This is a genomic window from Micromonospora sp. NPDC093243 (assembly GCF_044753725.1).
Classification (GTDB): Bacteria; Actinomycetota; Actinomycetes; order Mycobacteriales; family Micromonosporaceae; genus Micromonospora.
The window spans coordinates 462,814-478,057 of sequence record NZ_JBIVNT010000006.1 but is presented as its reverse complement, the minus strand read 5'-3'; the positions used below and the strand labels follow the sequence as shown (position 1 = coordinate 478,057).

Annotated in this window: 11 protein-coding genes; 5 read left to right on the top strand and 6 right to left on the bottom strand. The window is 73.2% G+C overall.

What is annotated here, in order from left to right:
* Together ACIP9D_RS22785 and ACIP9D_RS22780 are read left to right on the top strand one after the other, a co-directional pair.
* A complete protein-coding gene (locus tag ACIP9D_RS22785) occupies positions 1–1,842 on the top strand; it encodes a GH39 family glycosyl hydrolase (RefSeq protein WP_350874892.1) in 1,842 nt (613 codons plus the stop codon).
* Positions 1,839–3,371: an alpha-amylase family glycosyl hydrolase gene (locus tag ACIP9D_RS22780; RefSeq protein ID WP_350874893.1), complete on the top strand. Its 1,533-nt coding sequence runs from the start codon at positions 1,839–1,841 to the stop codon at positions 3,369–3,371. Before ACIP9D_RS22785 ends, ACIP9D_RS22780 begins: the two co-directional genes overlap by 4 nt.
* A 54-nt stretch (positions 3,372–3,425) precedes the next feature.
* Here ACIP9D_RS22780 and ACIP9D_RS22775 read toward each other — a convergent pair whose 3' ends face one another.
* The 5 genes from ACIP9D_RS22775 to ACIP9D_RS22755 form a co-directional block, all read right to left on the bottom strand.
* Positions 3,426–5,318 carry an ABC transporter ATP-binding protein gene (locus tag ACIP9D_RS22775; protein WP_350874894.1) on the bottom strand — a complete coding sequence of 631 codons (1,893 nt, stop codon included), beginning with the start codon at positions 5,316–5,318 and terminating at the stop codon, positions 3,426–3,428.
* A gap of 1 nt (position 5,319) precedes the next feature.
* Positions 5,320–6,249 (bottom strand): ABC transporter permease, encoded by a 930-nt coding sequence (locus ACIP9D_RS22770; RefSeq protein ID WP_350874895.1) that lies wholly within the window; start codon positions 6,247–6,249, stop codon positions 5,320–5,322.
* A gap of 31 nt (positions 6,250–6,280) precedes the next feature.
* On the bottom strand, positions 6,281–7,276 hold the full coding sequence (locus ACIP9D_RS22765; RefSeq protein ID WP_350874896.1) for an ABC transporter permease: 996 nt from the start codon (positions 7,274–7,276) through the stop codon (positions 6,281–6,283).
* A 61-nt stretch (positions 7,277–7,337) separates the two neighbouring features.
* Positions 7,338–9,002 (bottom strand): ABC transporter substrate-binding protein, encoded by a 1,665-nt coding sequence (locus tag ACIP9D_RS22760; protein WP_350874897.1) that lies wholly within the window; start codon positions 9,000–9,002, stop codon positions 7,338–7,340.
* Positions 8,999–10,033 carry a LacI family DNA-binding transcriptional regulator gene (locus ACIP9D_RS22755; RefSeq protein WP_350874898.1) on the bottom strand — a complete coding sequence of 345 codons (1,035 nt, stop codon included), beginning with the start codon at positions 10,031–10,033 and terminating at the stop codon, positions 8,999–9,001. Before ACIP9D_RS22755 ends, ACIP9D_RS22760 begins: the two co-directional genes overlap by 4 nt.
* A gap of 118 nt (positions 10,034–10,151) precedes the next feature.
* Here ACIP9D_RS22755 and ACIP9D_RS22750 point away from each other — a divergent pair, with 118 nt between their 5' ends.
* Positions 10,152–12,581 (top strand): beta-galactosidase, encoded by a 2,430-nt coding sequence (locus ACIP9D_RS22750; RefSeq protein WP_350874899.1) that lies wholly within the window; start codon positions 10,152–10,154, stop codon positions 12,579–12,581.
* Between the two features lie 6 nt (positions 12,582–12,587).
* On the opposite strand, the gene ACIP9D_RS22745 is transcribed toward ACIP9D_RS22750, so the two are convergent.
* Complete coding sequence (locus ACIP9D_RS22745; protein WP_350874900.1) at positions 12,588–13,364, bottom strand: nucleotidyltransferase domain-containing protein; 777 nt, start codon at positions 13,362–13,364, stop codon at positions 12,588–12,590.
* Between the two features lie 123 nt (positions 13,365–13,487).
* On the opposite strand from ACIP9D_RS22745, the gene ACIP9D_RS22740 reads away from it, so the two are divergent.
* Both ACIP9D_RS22740 and ACIP9D_RS22735 read left to right on the top strand, forming a co-directional pair.
* Positions 13,488–14,147 (top strand): DUF1345 domain-containing protein, encoded by a 660-nt coding sequence (locus tag ACIP9D_RS22740; RefSeq protein ID WP_350874901.1) that lies wholly within the window; start codon positions 13,488–13,490, stop codon positions 14,145–14,147.
* Positions 14,148–14,206: 59 nt separating this feature from the next.
* Positions 14,207–15,217, top strand: coding sequence for a mechanosensitive ion channel domain-containing protein (locus ACIP9D_RS22735; protein WP_350874902.1), 1,011 nt, complete (start codon positions 14,207–14,209; stop codon positions 15,215–15,217).
* Positions 15,218–15,244: the final 27 nt, after the last annotated feature.

Here is a 15,244-nt window from a genome sequence, read left to right as displayed (position 1 = left end):
GTGGCGGCCACCGCGCCGTCGGCGGCGACCTCCGAGAGCGGCCCCACCGGGCCGGCCATGCCCCCGGTGTGGCCGGGACCGACCGCCGACGGCGGCGTGCGGGTGCGGGCCGGTCGGGGGCAGGTCGACGTCGACTGGGATCCGGTGCCCGGCGCCGCCGGCTACCTGGTGCACCGGGCCGACGGCGACGGCCCGTACCGGGTGGTCGACCACCGCGGCGGCGACCTGCTCGCGGTTCCCGGCCCGCCGTACGCCGACACCACCGTCGAACCCGGACGGACGGTGCGGTACGCGGTGCGGCCGGTGCACGACCCGGACCGGCCCGACGACGGCCCGCTCGGGCCGGCGTCGGCGCCGATCGCGGCGCGGGCCGACGGCGACGCCCTGGTCGAGGTGGACGTCGACGCGCGCCGCCCGGTCGGGCCGGTGCACCGACCGTGGCGGGACCTGGTCGGCTCCGAGCACCTGAGCCTGCTGCTCTGCCGCGACCGGGTGGGCGGTGAGCCGATGGGCGACGGGCTGGCCGCCGCGCTCGGCCGGGTGCGCCGGGAGCTGGGTGTGCGGCGGGTCCGCGCGCACGGCATCCTCGGTGACGACCTGGGCGTCTACCGCGAGGTCGACGGCCGCCCGGTGCACGACTTCAGCGGCATCGACGCGGTGCTGGACGCGCTGGCACCGACCGGTCTGCGGCCGCTGCTGGAGCTGTCGTTCGTGCCCCGGGCGCTGGCCAGCGACCCGTCCCGGGAGGTGACCGCCGCCGGCGTGTCCAGCCCGCCCCGGGACTGGGACCGGTGGGCGGCCCTCGTCGGCGACCTGGTGCGGCACCTGCGGGCCCGGGTCGGCGACACCGAGCTGCGGCGGTGGGCGGTCGAGGTGTGGAACGAGCCGGACCTGGACTGCTTCTGGACCGGCAGCCGCGAGGACTACCTGCGGATGTACGACGTGACCGCCCGAGCGGTCCGCGAGGCGTGCCCCGGCCTGCCGGTCGGCGGGCCGGCGACCGCCGCGACGAAGTGGATCGAGCCGTTCCTCGACCACGTCGACGCCTCCGGCGCTCCGCTGGACTTCCTCTCCACCCACGTCTACGGCAGCCCGCCGCTGGACCTGCGCCCGGCCCTGGCCCGGCACGGCCGGGCCGACACCCCGCTGCACTGGACCGAGTGGGGCCCCTCCCCCACCCACTTCGCGCCGGTGAACGACTCGGTGCTGTCGGCAGCGTTCGTGGCCACCGGGATGTACGAGGCGGCCGGACGGGTGGCGGCGCTGGCCTGCTGGGTGGCGAGCGACCACTTCGAGGAGCTGGGCCGCCCACCCGCGCTGCTGCACGGCGGGTTCGGGCTGCTCTCGGTCGGCAACCTGGCCAAGCCCCGGTACTGGGCGCTGTGGATGCTGGAGCGGCTCGGGCCGGTGCGGTTGGCCGCGCGGCTCGACGGCGACGGCGCCGGCACGCTCGTGCGGGCCTGGCCGTCGGTCGACCCGCAGACCGGGCGGGTCGCGGTGCTGCTCTGGAACGGCACGCTGGACCAGGGCGTGCTGGACCGGCCCGAGCAGCGCCGCCGGCTGACCCGCACCGTCCGGCTGCGGATCGACGGGCTGACCGCCGGGGCATATCAGCTGCGGCACCGACGGCTGGACGAGCGCACCTCCAACCTGGCCGCCACGGCGCGCCGGCTCGGCGTCGACGGCTGGCCCACCGCTGAGCAGTGGGCCGGGCTGCGCGCCGCCGACCAGCTCGCCGACGCGGCACCGCCGACGACCCTGACGCCGGACGACGGTCACCTGGTGCTGCCGATGATCCTGCCCATGCCGGCGCTGTCCCTGGTGGAGCTGACCCCCCGATGACCGGACCATGGTGGCGCGAGGCCGTCACCTACGAGGTGTACCTGCGCTCCTTCGCCGACGCCGACGGCGACGGGCTCGGCGACCTGCCCGGCCTGCGCGCCCGGCTGCCCTACCTCGCCGCCCTCGGCGTGGACGCGGTGTGGGTGACCCCGTTCTATCCCAGCGCCGACCACGACGCCGGCTATGACGTGGTCGACCACCGGGACGTCGACCCCCGACTGGGTACCCTCGCCGACCTGGACCGGGTGGTCGCCGACGCGCACCGGCTCGGCCTGCGGGTACTGGTCGACCTGGTGCTCAACCACGTCTCCACCGCCCATCCGTGGTTCGTCGCCGCGCGGGCCGCCGGCCCGGGGTCGCCGGAGCGCGGCCGTTTCCACGTCCGACCCGGACGCGGGCCGGGCGGCGAGCAGCCGCCGAACAACTGGCCGTCGATCTTCGGCGGCCCGGCGTGGGCGCCGTTCGGCGACGGCGAGTGGTACCTGCATCTCTTCGACATCGAACAGCCCGACCTGCGCCACGAGCACCCGGAGGTGGCCGCCGACGCGCTGGCCACGCTGCGGTTCTGGCTGGACCGCGGAGTGGACGGGATCCGTTTCGACGCGGCGGGCTCGCTGTCGAAGGACCCCGCCTACCCGGCGCTGCCGGCCGGCTGGCAGCCCGGCGATCCCGCCCCGTACAGCGATCGCGACGAGGTGCACGAGATCTACCGCCGGTGGGCGCGCGAGCTGGCGTCGTACCCGGGCGATCGGCTCGGAGTGGCCGAGACCTGGGGCGGCCCGGAGGTGCTCGCGCCCTACCTGCGCCCGGACGAGCTGGGGCAGGCGTTCGCGATGGACCCGCTCTACTGGCCGCTGCGGGCACAGTCGTGGCGGGACGGTGTGCGGGCGCTGCTGGCCGCCACCTCCCGGCACGGCCGGCTACCGACCTGGGTGCACGGCAGCCACGACGTGCGGCGGGCAGCCGAGCGGTGGGGGCCGGACGGTGCGCGTGCGGTGCTGATGCTGATGCTGGCGCTGCCCGGCGCGGTCTACCTCTACGCGGGCGACGAGCTGGGCCTGCCCGAGGTGACGTTGGCCGACGAGGCGATCCGGGATCCGGTGTACCGGCGCTCCGGCGGCGCCGACCGGGGCCGCGACGGCGCCCGAGTGCCCCTGCCGTGGACGGAGGGACCGCCGCCGTACGGTTTCGGTCCGGCCGGTTCGACGCCCTGGCTGCCCCAGCCGGCCGGCTGGGGCGCCCGTTCGGTGGCCTGCCAGCGCCATGACCGAAACTCGGCGCTGGCCCTGACCCGCGCGGCGTTGTCGCTGCGCGGGACCTGGTGGCACGGGCGGCCGGCGGCGTTGACCTGGTGGGACGCCCCGGCCGGATGTCTCGCCTTCCGGCGCGGGCCGGACGGGCCGACCTGCCTGGTGAACCTGGGTGAGGCGCCGGTGGACTGGCGTCCGTACGGGGACCGGGTGCTGCTGGCCAGCGCGGCGGCGGCCGACGGCAAACTGCCGGCTCGGGCCACCGCCTGGCTGGCCTGACCAGCCCCGGCCGCCCCTCCCCCGTCGCGCGCGAGGGCCGGCCGGGGTGCCGCGTCACGCCGACGGGGTGGTCTCCCGGCCGGCGTTGTCGGCGAACGGGTTGGGGATCGAGTCGAGCAGCAGCCGGGTGTAGGGGTCGCGGGCCGATCCGATCACCTCCCGGGTCGGACCACGCTCCACCAGCACACCCTGGTTGAGCACCAGCACCTCGTCGGCGAGCAGCCGGGCGCTGAGCAGGTCGTGGGTGATGTAGAGCATCGCCAGCCGGCGGTCCTGGACCAGCGCGCCGAGCAGCTCCAGGATCTCGGCGCGGATCGACACGTCCAGCATGGAGATCGGCTCGTCGGCGATCAGCACCCGTGGCTCGGGCGCCAGGGCCCGGGCGGTGACCACCCGCTGCCGTTGGCCGCCGGAGAGCTGGTGCGGCAGCTTGTCGAGGAACTGCCCCGCCGGGGCGAGGCCCACGCTCTCCAGCAGTTGGGCGGCCCGTTCGCGCGCCGCGTCGCCGCGCAGCCCGGCGAAGTTGGCCAGCGGCCGGGACAGGGCGTACCCGACGGTGCGGGTCGGGTTCAGGGCGCTGAACGGGTCCTGGAAGACCATCTGCACGTGCCGGCGGTAGTCGCGCAGGGCCCGGCCGCGCAGCCGGTCGACCCGGAGTTCGCCGCCGCCGTCGCCGTCGCCGGTGAACCGGACCTCGCCGCTGCTCGGACGTTCCACCCCGGTGACGATCCGGGCGAGCGTCGACTTGCCGCTGCCGCTCTGCCCGACCAGGGCGGTCACCGCGCCGGGGCGCAGCGCGAGGGACACGTCCCGGACCGCCTCGACGGTGCTGCTGCGCAGCCCGTGCCGGCTGGTGTAGCGCTTGGTCACCCGCTCGACCCGCAGGACGGCGTCGTCGGGCGCGTCGGTGCGCGGGGTCGGCGTGCCGGTGGCCGGGAAGTGGCTGCCGAGGGTGGCCGCCGCGTCGGGGGTGCCGAGGGTGACCACCGGCAGCCGGTCGTCCTGGGCGACCAGGCAGCGGACCAGCCCGCCGTGGTCGGGAAGCAGCTCCGGGTGAGCCGTGTGGCAGGCGTCCTCGGCGTGCGGGCAGCGCGGGGTGAAGAGGCAGCCGGAGTGCGTACGGGACAGATCCGGCGGCCGGCCCGGGATGTAGGTGACCCGCACGTCGGGCAGTCGCGGGTCGGCGTACGAGCCGAGCAGGCCCCGGGTGTACGGGTGCCGTGGCTCTCGCAGCATGTCGGCGGCGGCGCGGTCCTCGACGACCTCGCCGCCGTACATCACCATCACCCGGTCGGCCATGTCGAGCACGGTGCCGAGGTCGTGGCTGATGAACAGCACGGCGAAGCCCAGCTCGCGGCGCAGCTCGGCCAGGCGGGTGAGGATGCCGCGCTGCACCACCACGTCGAGGCCGGTGGTCGGCTCGTCCAGCAGCACCAGCTTGGGGCGCAGGGCGAGGGCGAGGGCCAGCGCCACCCGCTGCTTCATCCCCCCGGAGAGCTCGTGCGGGTACGCGCGCAGCACCCGCCGGTCCAGGGCCACCAGTTCGAGCAGCTCGGTGGCCCGCCGGGTGACGTCGCCGGGCACCTTGTGCGCGGCGAAGGTGTCGGCGAACTGGGCCTGCACCCGGATCACCGGGTTGAGCGAGTTCATGCTGCTCTGGAAGACCGTGGAGAGGTCGACCCAGCGCAGCCGGCGCAGCTGCTCCTCGTCGGCGGCGGTCAGGTCGACGCCGTCGAAGGTGACCCGGCCGCCGGTGATCCGGGCGGGTGGGGAGAGCAGTCGCAGCACCGCGTTGCCGAGGGTGGACTTGCCGCAGCCGGATTCGCCGAGCAGGCCGACGAACTCGCCCTCGGCGATGCGGAACGAGACGTCGTGCACGGCCCGGTTCGGCGGCTGGTCGTGCGGGGAGTAGGTGACGGAGAGGTGGTCGACCTCGAGCAGGGTCATCTCAGTCCTCCCGCAGGTGGGGGTTGCTCAGCGCGTCGATGCCGAAATTGATCAGCGTGAACGAGGTGATCAGGAGGGAGAGCGCCAGGCCCGGGGCGATCAGCCAGGCCCACTGGCCGGTGAGCAGGGCGCCACCGAGGCTGGCCTGGTTGAGCATGGTCCCCCAGCTGACGGTCTGCGGGTCGCCGAGCCCGAGGAAGGCCAACCCGGCCTCGCCGCCGATCGCGCCGAGCGCCGCGCCCATGAAGCCGACCACGATCAGCGAGGTCATGTTGGGCACGATCTCCCGGGCGATGATCCGGAAGGTGCCGTCGCCGGCGAACCGGGCCGCGGTGATGTAGTCGCGGGTGCGCAGGGTGATGATCTGCGATCGCTTGATCCGGGCGCCGTACGCCCAGCCGGTCACGCTGATCACGAAGATGATCAGCCAGAGGCCGCGGACCGGGGCGTACGCGGCGAGGGTCACCATCAGCGGCAGCGCCGGCACGACCAGCCCGAGGTTGATCAGGAACGACAGCACCTCGTCGACCCAGCCGCCCAGGTAGCCCGCGGTCAGCCCGATCACCAGCCCGATCAGGGTGCAGAGCAGGCCGGCCGCGAGGCCGACGACCAGCGAGGTGCGGGCGCCGACGACCAGTTGGGAGAAGACGTCCTCGCCCTGGGCGGTGGTGCCCAGCCAGTGGCTGCCGGTCGGGCCGAGCGAGGTGGGAAAGGCGTCCTCGCGCGGGTCGTACGGCGCGATCAGTGGCGCGAGCGCGGCGACCAGGATGAACGCGGCGAGCATCAGCAGGCCGATGCGGCACTTGCGGTTGCGCCAGAGGATGACGAACCAGCCGGGCAGTCGGCTGCCGCGGGACAGCTCACGGGCGGTGGCCTGGACACCTTCGCTGTCCCGGCCGGGAGCCGGTACGGCGGGAGCGGGAGTGCTCACCCGACCTCACCCCGCTCGTCGTGGTCGTTGCTCATACCGACTCCGCCTTTCGCACCCGGGGGTCGAGGAAGCCGTACAGGAGGTCGGCGAGGAAGTTCGCCACCAGCACGCCGATCGTGGTGAACAGGAAGATCGCCTGCATCAGCGGATAGTCCCGGCTGGACACCGACTCCAGCAGCAGCCGCCCCATGCCCGGATAGTTGAAGACCGTCTCGACCAGCACCGTGCCGCCGAGGATGCTGCCCAGCGCGATGGCGAAGCCGGTGACGTTGGGCAGGATCGCGATGCGCGCGCCGTAGGTGATGGCGACCCGGCGGCGAGGCAGGCCGCGGGCGACGGCGAGCCGGGTGTGGTCCTCGCCCAGACTCTGCACCATGTTGTTGCGCATGCCGATGATCCAGCCGATCGGGCCGGTGATCAGCAGCGCGACCGCGGGCAGGACGCTGTGCTGGAAGGCGTCGGAGATGAAGATCCAGCTCCAACCGGGTGAGCTTCCGCCGCCGTAGCCGCCGCGTTCGGGGAACCAACGCAGGGTGATCGCGAAGACGTAGATGAGCAGCAGAGCGAGCCAGAAGAACGGCAGGGTGCCGAGGAACGTCGAGCCGAGCGTGATGACCGAGTCCACCCGGCTGTTGCGGCGGTACGCGGCCCAGGTGCCGAGCAGCGTGCCGACGATGAACGAGATGATCTGGGTGACCCCGACCAGGATCACCGTCCACGGCAGCGCCTGCCCGATCATGTGGGTCACGCTGTACGGGAAGTAGGTGTAGGACACCCCGAAGTCGCCCTGCACCACCGCGCCGAGGTACTGCACGTACTGCTCGAAGAGGTTGCCGTCGGGGGTGCCCAGCATGACCCGGATCGCCTGGAGCTGGGCCGGATCGATGCTCTCGCTCTGCCCGGCCAGCCGGGACACGATGGCTTCGGCGGGGTCGCCGGGCTGCAACCGGGGGATCAGGAAGTTGAGCGTCACGGCGGCCCACAGGGTGCCGAGGAAGAACAGGAGGCGTCGGGCGAAGTAGGCCACGGCGAGCCATCCCCTCTCCGGGACGGGCCGGCCGGCGCGCGGGGCGCCGGCCGGCCATCGGCTACTTGCCGGCGGGCTGCAGGTTGGTGATGATCAGCAGGTTGTCGCTGGGCGCGGCGTACGGGTTCTCCTCGTTCGGCCAGCCGACCGCCTTCGCGGTCCGGTACTGGAACCACTTGGCGCCGTACCAGAGCGGGATCACCGGCACCTGGTCGATCATGACCTTGGTCAGGTCGGCGACGGCGGCCTTCTGGGCGGCCTCGTCGGTCGCGGTGCGCAGGGTGTCGATCAGCTGGTCGGTGCGCGGGTCGTTCCAGCGCACGAAGTTGCTGACCGCCTTCTTGCCGATCGGCGCCGACTGGTCGCTGGCCAGCGGCTCCTGGAAGTTGCGGAACATGTTGCAGCTGCCGCCGTGCACGCCGAGCAGCATGTCGTAGTTGCCGATCGCGCGGTCATTCTCGTACGCCTCGGGGGTGGGCGTCTCGGCCCGGACGGTGAAACCGAGCGCGGTCAGGTTCGCCACGATGATCCGCTGCGCCTGCACCCAGTCGGTCCACGAGCCGGGCACCCGGAAGCTGAACCCGATCGGCTTGCCGTCCTTGCCGACCCGCTTGCCGTCACCGTTGCGCGGGTAGCCGGCGGCGGTGAGGTCGGCGTCGGCCTTGGCCGCGTCGTAGCCGACCACGCCCTGGTTGGGGATGTCCGTCGGCAACCACTTGGCCTGCCCGGGCACCACCAGTCCGCTCTGGCTCGCCGGCTTGACGTAGCCGAGCTGCGCCTTGTCGACGATCTCCTGGCGGTTGAAGGCGGGCACCAGGGCCTTACGGAAGGCGGTGTCGTCGAACGGCGCCCTGGTGAGGTTCATGTAGACGCTGATCGAGCCGCCGGAGGGGTACCAGTACTTGTTGTGCGCCGGGTCCCGGTCGACGTACGCCTTCTTGATGTCCGGCACGAACATCGCGTTGGTGTCGTACTCGCCGCGGCTGAGCTTCAGCTGGTCGATCTGCCCGCCGCCGTCGGCCTTGTGGAATCGAAGCTCGTCGACCTTTACCTTGTCGGCCTGCCAGTAGTCGGCATTGCGGCCCAGCGTCAGCTGCTGCGGGTTGAACGCTTTGACGATGAACGGACCGGTGCCGACCGGCTTGTCGGCGTTGGTGAACGTCACCGGGTCGCTCTGGGTGGACCAGACGTGCTTCGGCACGATCTTGATCTCGCTGAACAGGGTGAACGCGGCTGCGCCGGGCTGGGTGAACCGCATGGTGACGGTCTGCGGGTCGCTCGCCTCGACGGCGCTCAGGTAGCGCCAGATGCCCTTGACGTCCAACGCCTTGTGCTGCTTGAGCATGTCGAAGGTGAAGGTGACGTCGTCGGCGGTGAACGGCTTGCCGTCGTTCCACTTCACCCCGTCGCGCAGCTTCCAGACCAGCGTCTGCGGGTCGGACCACGTCCACTCGGTGGCCAGCCAGGGCTTGGCCTGGCAGCCGTAGTTGTCGTACGCGACCAACTGCTCGAAGAGGTACTCGGTGGCGCCGAGCCGGCTGGCGTCCAGGTACGGGTTGTAGTTGGCCTGGGGGTTGCTGCCGCCGCCGAAGTCACCGTAGTCGAGGAAGGCGATCCGCCCTGCGGTGCCGGGGCCGGAGGCCTGTTCGGTTCCGGTGCAGCCGCTGGCGGCGAGGGCGACGGCCGCCGCGATCGCGGCGATCCGGGCGAGCTTCGATCGTTTCACTTGCCGGTACCTCCAGTGGGGGCTTCCGCCGGGCAGCCGCAGCTGCGGCGCACGACGAAATCGGTGGGGAGGACGATGCTGTCGGGTGCCGGGGCGCCGGGGGCGTCGACGGCGGCGAGGATGAGTCGGGCGGCTTCTGCGGCCAGGTCGCGCACCGGCTGCCGCACGGTGGTGAGCGGGGGTGAGACGAGCGCGGCCATGGGCGCGTCGTCGAAGCCGGTGATGACGACGTCCTCCGGCACTCGCAGGCCACGGCCGAGCGCGCCGACCAGGGCGCCGAGAGCGATCTCGTCGTTGGCGCAGACCACCGCCTGCGGGGCGGTCGCCGGATCGCGGAACAGCTGCTCGGCGGCGAGTACGCCGTCCGGCTGCTGCATGGCGACCCGCAGGGGCTCGGCGGGCGGGGTGAGGTCCAGCTCCCGGTGCGCGGCCCGGAAGCCGGCCCACCGGTCGCTGATGTCGGGCGATCCGTCCGGGTTGCCGACGAAGCTCAGGCGGCGTAGGCCGTGGTCGACCAGCAGGTGCCGGGTCAGCCGGGTCATCGCCGGCTCGTTGTCGACGCTGACCGAGGGCACCGTCTCTGGGCCCCGGCCGGCGAGCACGACGACCGGCACCATCTCGGCGAGGCGGAGCAGCGCCGGGTCGGAGATGGTGCCGCCGATGACGGCGACGCCGTCGACCCGGCGGGCCATTTCCAGCACCTGGTCGTCGGAGTCCTCGCGCAGATGGGTGCAGAGGATGTGCACGCTGGCTCTTGCCGGCACGGCCTCCGACTCGAAGCCCTGGATCAGCTCGGTGAAGTAGGGGCCGGACAGACCCGGGAAGACCAGTCCGAGCGCGCCGTGCCGACGGGCGGCGAGCGCCCGCCCGAGGTGGTCCGGCCGGTAGCCGTGCTGCTCGATGGCTTCCAGGACGCGGCGGCGCATCTCCTCCGACACCTGACCGGTGCCGTTGGAGACCCGGGACACCGTGGCGACGGAGACTCCGGCCAGCCGGGCGATCTCCCGAACCGTGACCCGACTGTTGCCCATGGCTCCCTCGATCCGTAACGTGCGGTTAACAGAAACCGGTTTCAGGCACCATAAGCAGGCGTCCGCCAGATCACAAGAGGACCGCCTGAAGATCCGCCGAGAGGAAGAGTCGAACCGCATGTCGCGAGTGCTTCTCCACGACCGCAGGATCGTCGTCGACGGCCGGCCCCGGCTGCTGCTCGCCGGGGAGGTGCACTACTTCCGGCTGCCCCGCTCGGCCTGGGCCGACCGGCTCGACCGGCTCCGCGAGTGCGGCGGCGACACGGTGGCCACCTACGTGCCCTGGCTCTGGCACGAGCTGCCGGACGGCGACGTGGACCTCACCGGGCGTACCCACGAGCAGCGGGACCTGGCCGGCTTCCTGGACCTGGCCCACGAGCGCGGCCTCTACGCGGTGGTGCGGCCCGGCCCGTTCATCATGGCCGAGGTCAAGAACGAGGGCATCCCCTACCGGGTGTACGACGAGCACCCGCACCTGCTGCCGACCACCTGGGACAACCGAACGGTCGAGACCCGAACGATCGACTACCTGGCCCCGGAGTTCCTGGCCGCCACCGACGGCTGGTACGCCGAGGTGATGCCGGTGATCGCCGAGCGGCTGGCCGACCGGGGCGGGCCGGTCATCGCGGTCCAGTTGGACAACGAGATCGGCATGCTCTCCTGGGTGACCAACTCCCCCGACCTGACCGACGGGCTCTGCGAGGACCTGCGGCGCTGGGCCGTCGACCGGTACGGCAAGGACGGCGCGGCGCAGCGGATCGGCGCGGACCCCGGCGATCCGGTGGCCTGGGCGGCGGCGCTGCGCACGCCCGCCGAGCCGCGCTCCCTGCCGGTGCACGACGACCTCGGCCGCTACATGCGCGACCGCTACCGGCGGTACGTGGCCGAGCTGCGCGACCGCGCCGAGCGGCACGGCGTGACCGGGGTGCCGTTCCTGGTCAACGTGCACGGCACCGGGGGTGGGCGGGGCCGCACCTTCCCGATCGGGATCAGCCAGCTCTTCGAGGCCTACCGCGGGCAGCCGCAGGTCACCTCCGGCTCCGACTACTACCTCGGCGACCTGACCGTCACCAACGTCGCCGACCTGTACGTCGGCAACGCGTTCCTGGCCGCCGTGCACGACGCCGACCAGCCGCTGACCTCGCTGGAGTTCGAGGCCGGCAACGGCGACTACGGCCAGGATCTCGCCATGCTCTACCCGCCGGAGGCGGTCGAGCTCAAGGCACGGCTCTGCGTGGCACAGGGCAATCGGCTGCTCAACCTCTATCTCTTCGCCGGCGGCTACAACCCGCCGCTGGCCGAGCCGGTCGGCGACGGCAACGACCGGATCGCCTTCACCGGTGAGCGGCACGGCTTCGCCGCGCCGGTCGACCCGGAGGGGCGGCTCAACCCGACCTTCGACGCGGCCCGGCACGCGTTGCAAGCCCTCCGCGGCATCGCCGACCTGCTCGCCGACTCCGACGAGGAGGACGACGGACTGGCGCTCGGTTTCGTGCCGGACCACTACCTCACCGAGTACCACCACCCGGCGTCTGCGTCGCGAGCCGAGCAGATCGCCGATCTGGAACGGTTCCGCGGCATGGGCCCCCGCGACGTGCTGGCCCGGGCGCTGCTGCTCGCCGGCTTCTCCTTCCCGGCCGTCGACCTCTCCGCCGCCGGGGGCGACCTCTCCGCGGCCGGGGCGGCCGGCAGGCCACCGGTGATCGCCCTGGCCAGCGCCGCGACGCTGGGCCGGGACGTGCAGCGGCGACTGGTCGAGCACCTGCGCCGCGGCGGCGGCCTGCTGCTGCACGGGGTGCTGCCGGAGCGGGACCACGACGGCAGCCCCTGCACGGTGCTCGCCGACGCGCTCGGCCTCACCGTCACCGGACGGTCCGAGGGCGGGCCGCACCACTTCCCCTCCGTGGTCGGGCACGGCTGGGCGGCCGGTCGGGCGGAGGCCCGGGTCGGCTACGCACAGCGGCTGGCCGGCGCGACGGCCGAGCCGGTGCTCACCGAGGTCGCCTCCGGGGAGCCGTGCGCGGTGGAGGTCACCGTCGGCGCCGGCCGCGCCCTGGTGGTCGCCGCCGACGTGCCGTGCGACCTGGACTTCTGGCGGGCGGCGGCGGCCCGGCTCGGGGTACGCCCCCGGCTCGCCCCGGACGCCGACGGGCCGGGTCTGGTGCTCACCTCCACCGTGGACCGGGCCGGGCAGCGGCTGCTGCACCTGATCAACGTCGCACCGTCGCCGGTCAGCGTGGCGCTGGGCTGGCACGGCACGCCGGTACTCGCCGGCCGCCGGCTGCGGGTGCCCGCCCGCACCGGGCTGATCCTGCCGTACGGGGTCGAGGTCGGCGCCGCCACGCTCGTCGAGACGACCTGCGAGCTGGTCGCCCTCGACGGCGCCACGGTGCTGCTGCGCCCGACCCAGGGCGACGACGAGGTGGTGCTGGCCACCGACCGCCCGGTCAGCGCGAGCCGCGGCACCGTGCACGTCGGCGACGGCCGGGTGACCGTCCGGCTGCCCGGCGGGCCCGACGAGGAGCCGGTCCGGATCAGCGTGGGCTGACCGGCTTCAGCCGGCCCGGCTGATCTCGTCGAGGACCTGCCGCTGGACGGCCCGCGCCTGCGGGCCGCTCGGCGGCACGCCGCCGCCGCGGGCCGCGATGGAGCGTTCGATGACCGGGGCTCCGGGGTGGCCCTCGTCCAGCAGCAGTTGGCCGGCGGCCGTCTTGGAGAGCCACCGGCCGTGCCGGACGCGGACCAGGGACCGGCAGGCGCCGAGCACGGCGTCCTCGGTACCGGCCGCCGGCTCGTCGCCGGGCGGGGTCGGCAGGGCGAGCCACCAGCTCAACGCGTCGACCAGGAGTCGGCGCAGGTCGGCGGGGGTGACGTCGGCGAACACCTCGGCGGCCGGCGGGCCGAGCAGCGCCGTGCCGCACTGGTGCAGGATGCTGCGGTCCAGGGCGTACCAGAAGTGCCCGTCCGCGGCCGGCCGGTCCCCCGGGCTGTACGTGGCCCTGAACGACATCCGGGCGCCGGTGTTCAGCTCGACCTCGAACCCGGGATCCGCGATGCCCGCCCCGGCGACCGACCGGCGGTACGCGACCAGCTCCAGCCCCCGGGCCGGGCAGGGCAGGGCCTCGTGCCGCAGGCCCGCGACCAGGTCGCGCTTCGCCTGCTCGGGCAGCGCGTCGGCGCAGACCAGCGCGACGTCGACGTCGCTGCGCCCGGCCTGATAGGCGCCGAGGCCGACGGAGCCGGCGGCGTACGCGCCGACCAGGTTGTCGCCCAGCACCGCGCGGGCCACCGCCACCAGATCCCCGAGATAACGTCGAACGTCGGTGTCCATGCCCGCAATCTGACCCGATCGGCCGGCATCGACGTGATCCGGGCCGGGTGCGGTCACCGCACGATCCGGTGGTCTCGGATCATTGCCGGGCTGACCGGGCGGATTCGTTGCCAGGCTGGGCCGATGGGGCGGCGACTAGACCTACCGGCGCCCGGGCGGCTGCTCTCTGTCCGGCGGGCGTTGTGCTCCCTCGCCGTGGGGATCGTCGCCGGACTCGGCGTCGGCGCGGCCGGAGCGCCGGAGCTGGCACCGCTGGTCACCTGGACCGTGGCCGCCGGCATGGTCATGGCCTGGGTGTGGTGGGTCTGCTGGCCGATCGAGGCGGACGGCACCGAGCGGCTGGCCGAGGCGGAGGCCCGGTCCCGGTCGACGGACTCGGCGATCCTTATCGCCGCGGCGGTCAGTCTGGCCGCCGTCGTCCAGGCGCTGGTCCGATCGTCCGGCCAGCAGGACCCGGTGGCCGTCGCCGCCGTCATCCTGAGTGTGGTCGCCGTGGTGCTGTCCTGGGCGCTGGTCAACACGGTCTTCGCCTTCAAGTACGCCCGGCTGTACTACTTCGAGTCCGACGGCGGGATCGACTTCAAGCAGCCGCAGCCGCCGGCGTACAGCGACTTCGCCTACCTCGCCTTCACCATCGGCATGTCCTACGCGGTGTCCGAGAACGAACCCAGCAGCACCTCGATCCGGCGGGTCGCGCTCGGGCACGCGCTGCTCTCGTACACCTTCGGCACCGGCGTCCTGGCGGTGGCCATCAACCTGGTGACCAATCTCGGGCAGTCCTGACCGGTGTCGGTGACGCGGGAGGCGACGAGAGTGAGCCGTGAAGCGGTGAGCGGCGGCCGATGAGAGCAGCCCTGATCCTGCTGGCCGCGGCGGCGGTGGCCGTGGTGCTGGACCTGATGACCGGGGTGCTGGCCCGTCGGCTGGGCCGGGGTGGCTACGAGTGGCTGATGGCACCGCTGCGTCGGGCCTGCCGCCGCCCGGCCGCCGCGGTCCTGCTCTTCACCGCTCTCTACCTGGCCATGGCCGACTGGCCGGACCCGGCGCTGCGGGCCGCCCGGCACCTCGTCGTGCTGCTCCTGGTCGGTGCCGTCGCCTGGCTGGTGATCAAGGCACTGCACGTGGCCGAGGGCATCGTATTCAGCCGGCTGCCCGTACACGAGGTCCGCAGTCGACGGGTCCGGCGGGCCCGCACCCAGATCCGCCCGGTACGACGGTTCACCTCGGTGGTGGTCGTCATCGTGGCCATCGGTCTGATCCTGATCACCTTCCGACCGGTACGCGCCTTCGGGATCTCGGTGTTGACCTCGGCCGGCGTGATCGGCGCGCTGATCGGCCTCTCCGCCCGGACCGCGTTGGGCAACGCCTTCGCCGGCATCCAGGTCGCGTTCGCCGACGGCCTGCATGTCGGCGACGTGGTGGTCATCGAGGACCAGTGGGGGCGGGTCGAAGAGGTCAAGCTGACCAACGTCGTGATCCGGCTCTGGGACGACCGGATGCTCATCCTGCCCACCACCTACTTCACCGAGCGCCCCTTCCAGAACTGGACCCGGAACGAGACCCGGGTGGTCGGTGAGGTCCAGATCCACGTGGACCACACCGTCGACCTGGACGATCTCCGCGCCGAGGCGAGACGGCTGGTCGAGGCGTCCCCGCTCTGGGATCGGCACCAGTGGGTGCTGCAGATGGTCGACATGACCCCGCAGACCGTGGTGATCCAGGTGCAGGCCTCCGCGGCGGACGGGCCGAGCGCCTGGGACCTGCGCTGTGACCTCCGCGAGGGCCTGGTCCGCTACCTGCGCGAGCACCATCCGCAGTGGCTGCCGCGCACCCGCAGCGAGTACAAGCCCTGACGCTGGCCAGCACCTCGCCCCGGCCGA

Excerpts from the sequence above, each read along its gene's own strand:
- ACIP9D_RS22780 (WP_350874893.1), top strand. The coding sequence starts at position 1,839 with ATGACCGGACCATGGTGGCGCGAGGCCGTCACCTACGAGGTGTACCTG.
- ACIP9D_RS22775 (WP_350874894.1), bottom strand. The coding sequence starts at position 5,318 with ATGACCCTGCTCGAGGTCGACCACCTCTCCGTCACCTACTCCCCGCAC.
- ACIP9D_RS22755 (WP_350874898.1), bottom strand. The coding sequence starts at position 10,033 with ATGGGCAACAGTCGGGTCACGGTTCGGGAGATCGCCCGGCTGGCCGGA.
- ACIP9D_RS22750 (WP_350874899.1), top strand. The coding sequence starts at position 10,152 with ATGTCGCGAGTGCTTCTCCACGACCGCAGGATCGTCGTCGACGGCCGG.
- ACIP9D_RS22745 (WP_350874900.1), bottom strand. The coding sequence starts at position 13,364 with ATGGACACCGACGTTCGACGTTATCTCGGGGATCTGGTGGCGGTGGCC.
- ACIP9D_RS22740 (WP_350874901.1), top strand. The coding sequence starts at position 13,488 with ATGGGGCGGCGACTAGACCTACCGGCGCCCGGGCGGCTGCTCTCTGTC.
- ACIP9D_RS22735 (WP_350874902.1), top strand. The coding sequence starts at position 14,207 with ATGAGAGCAGCCCTGATCCTGCTGGCCGCGGCGGCGGTGGCCGTGGTG.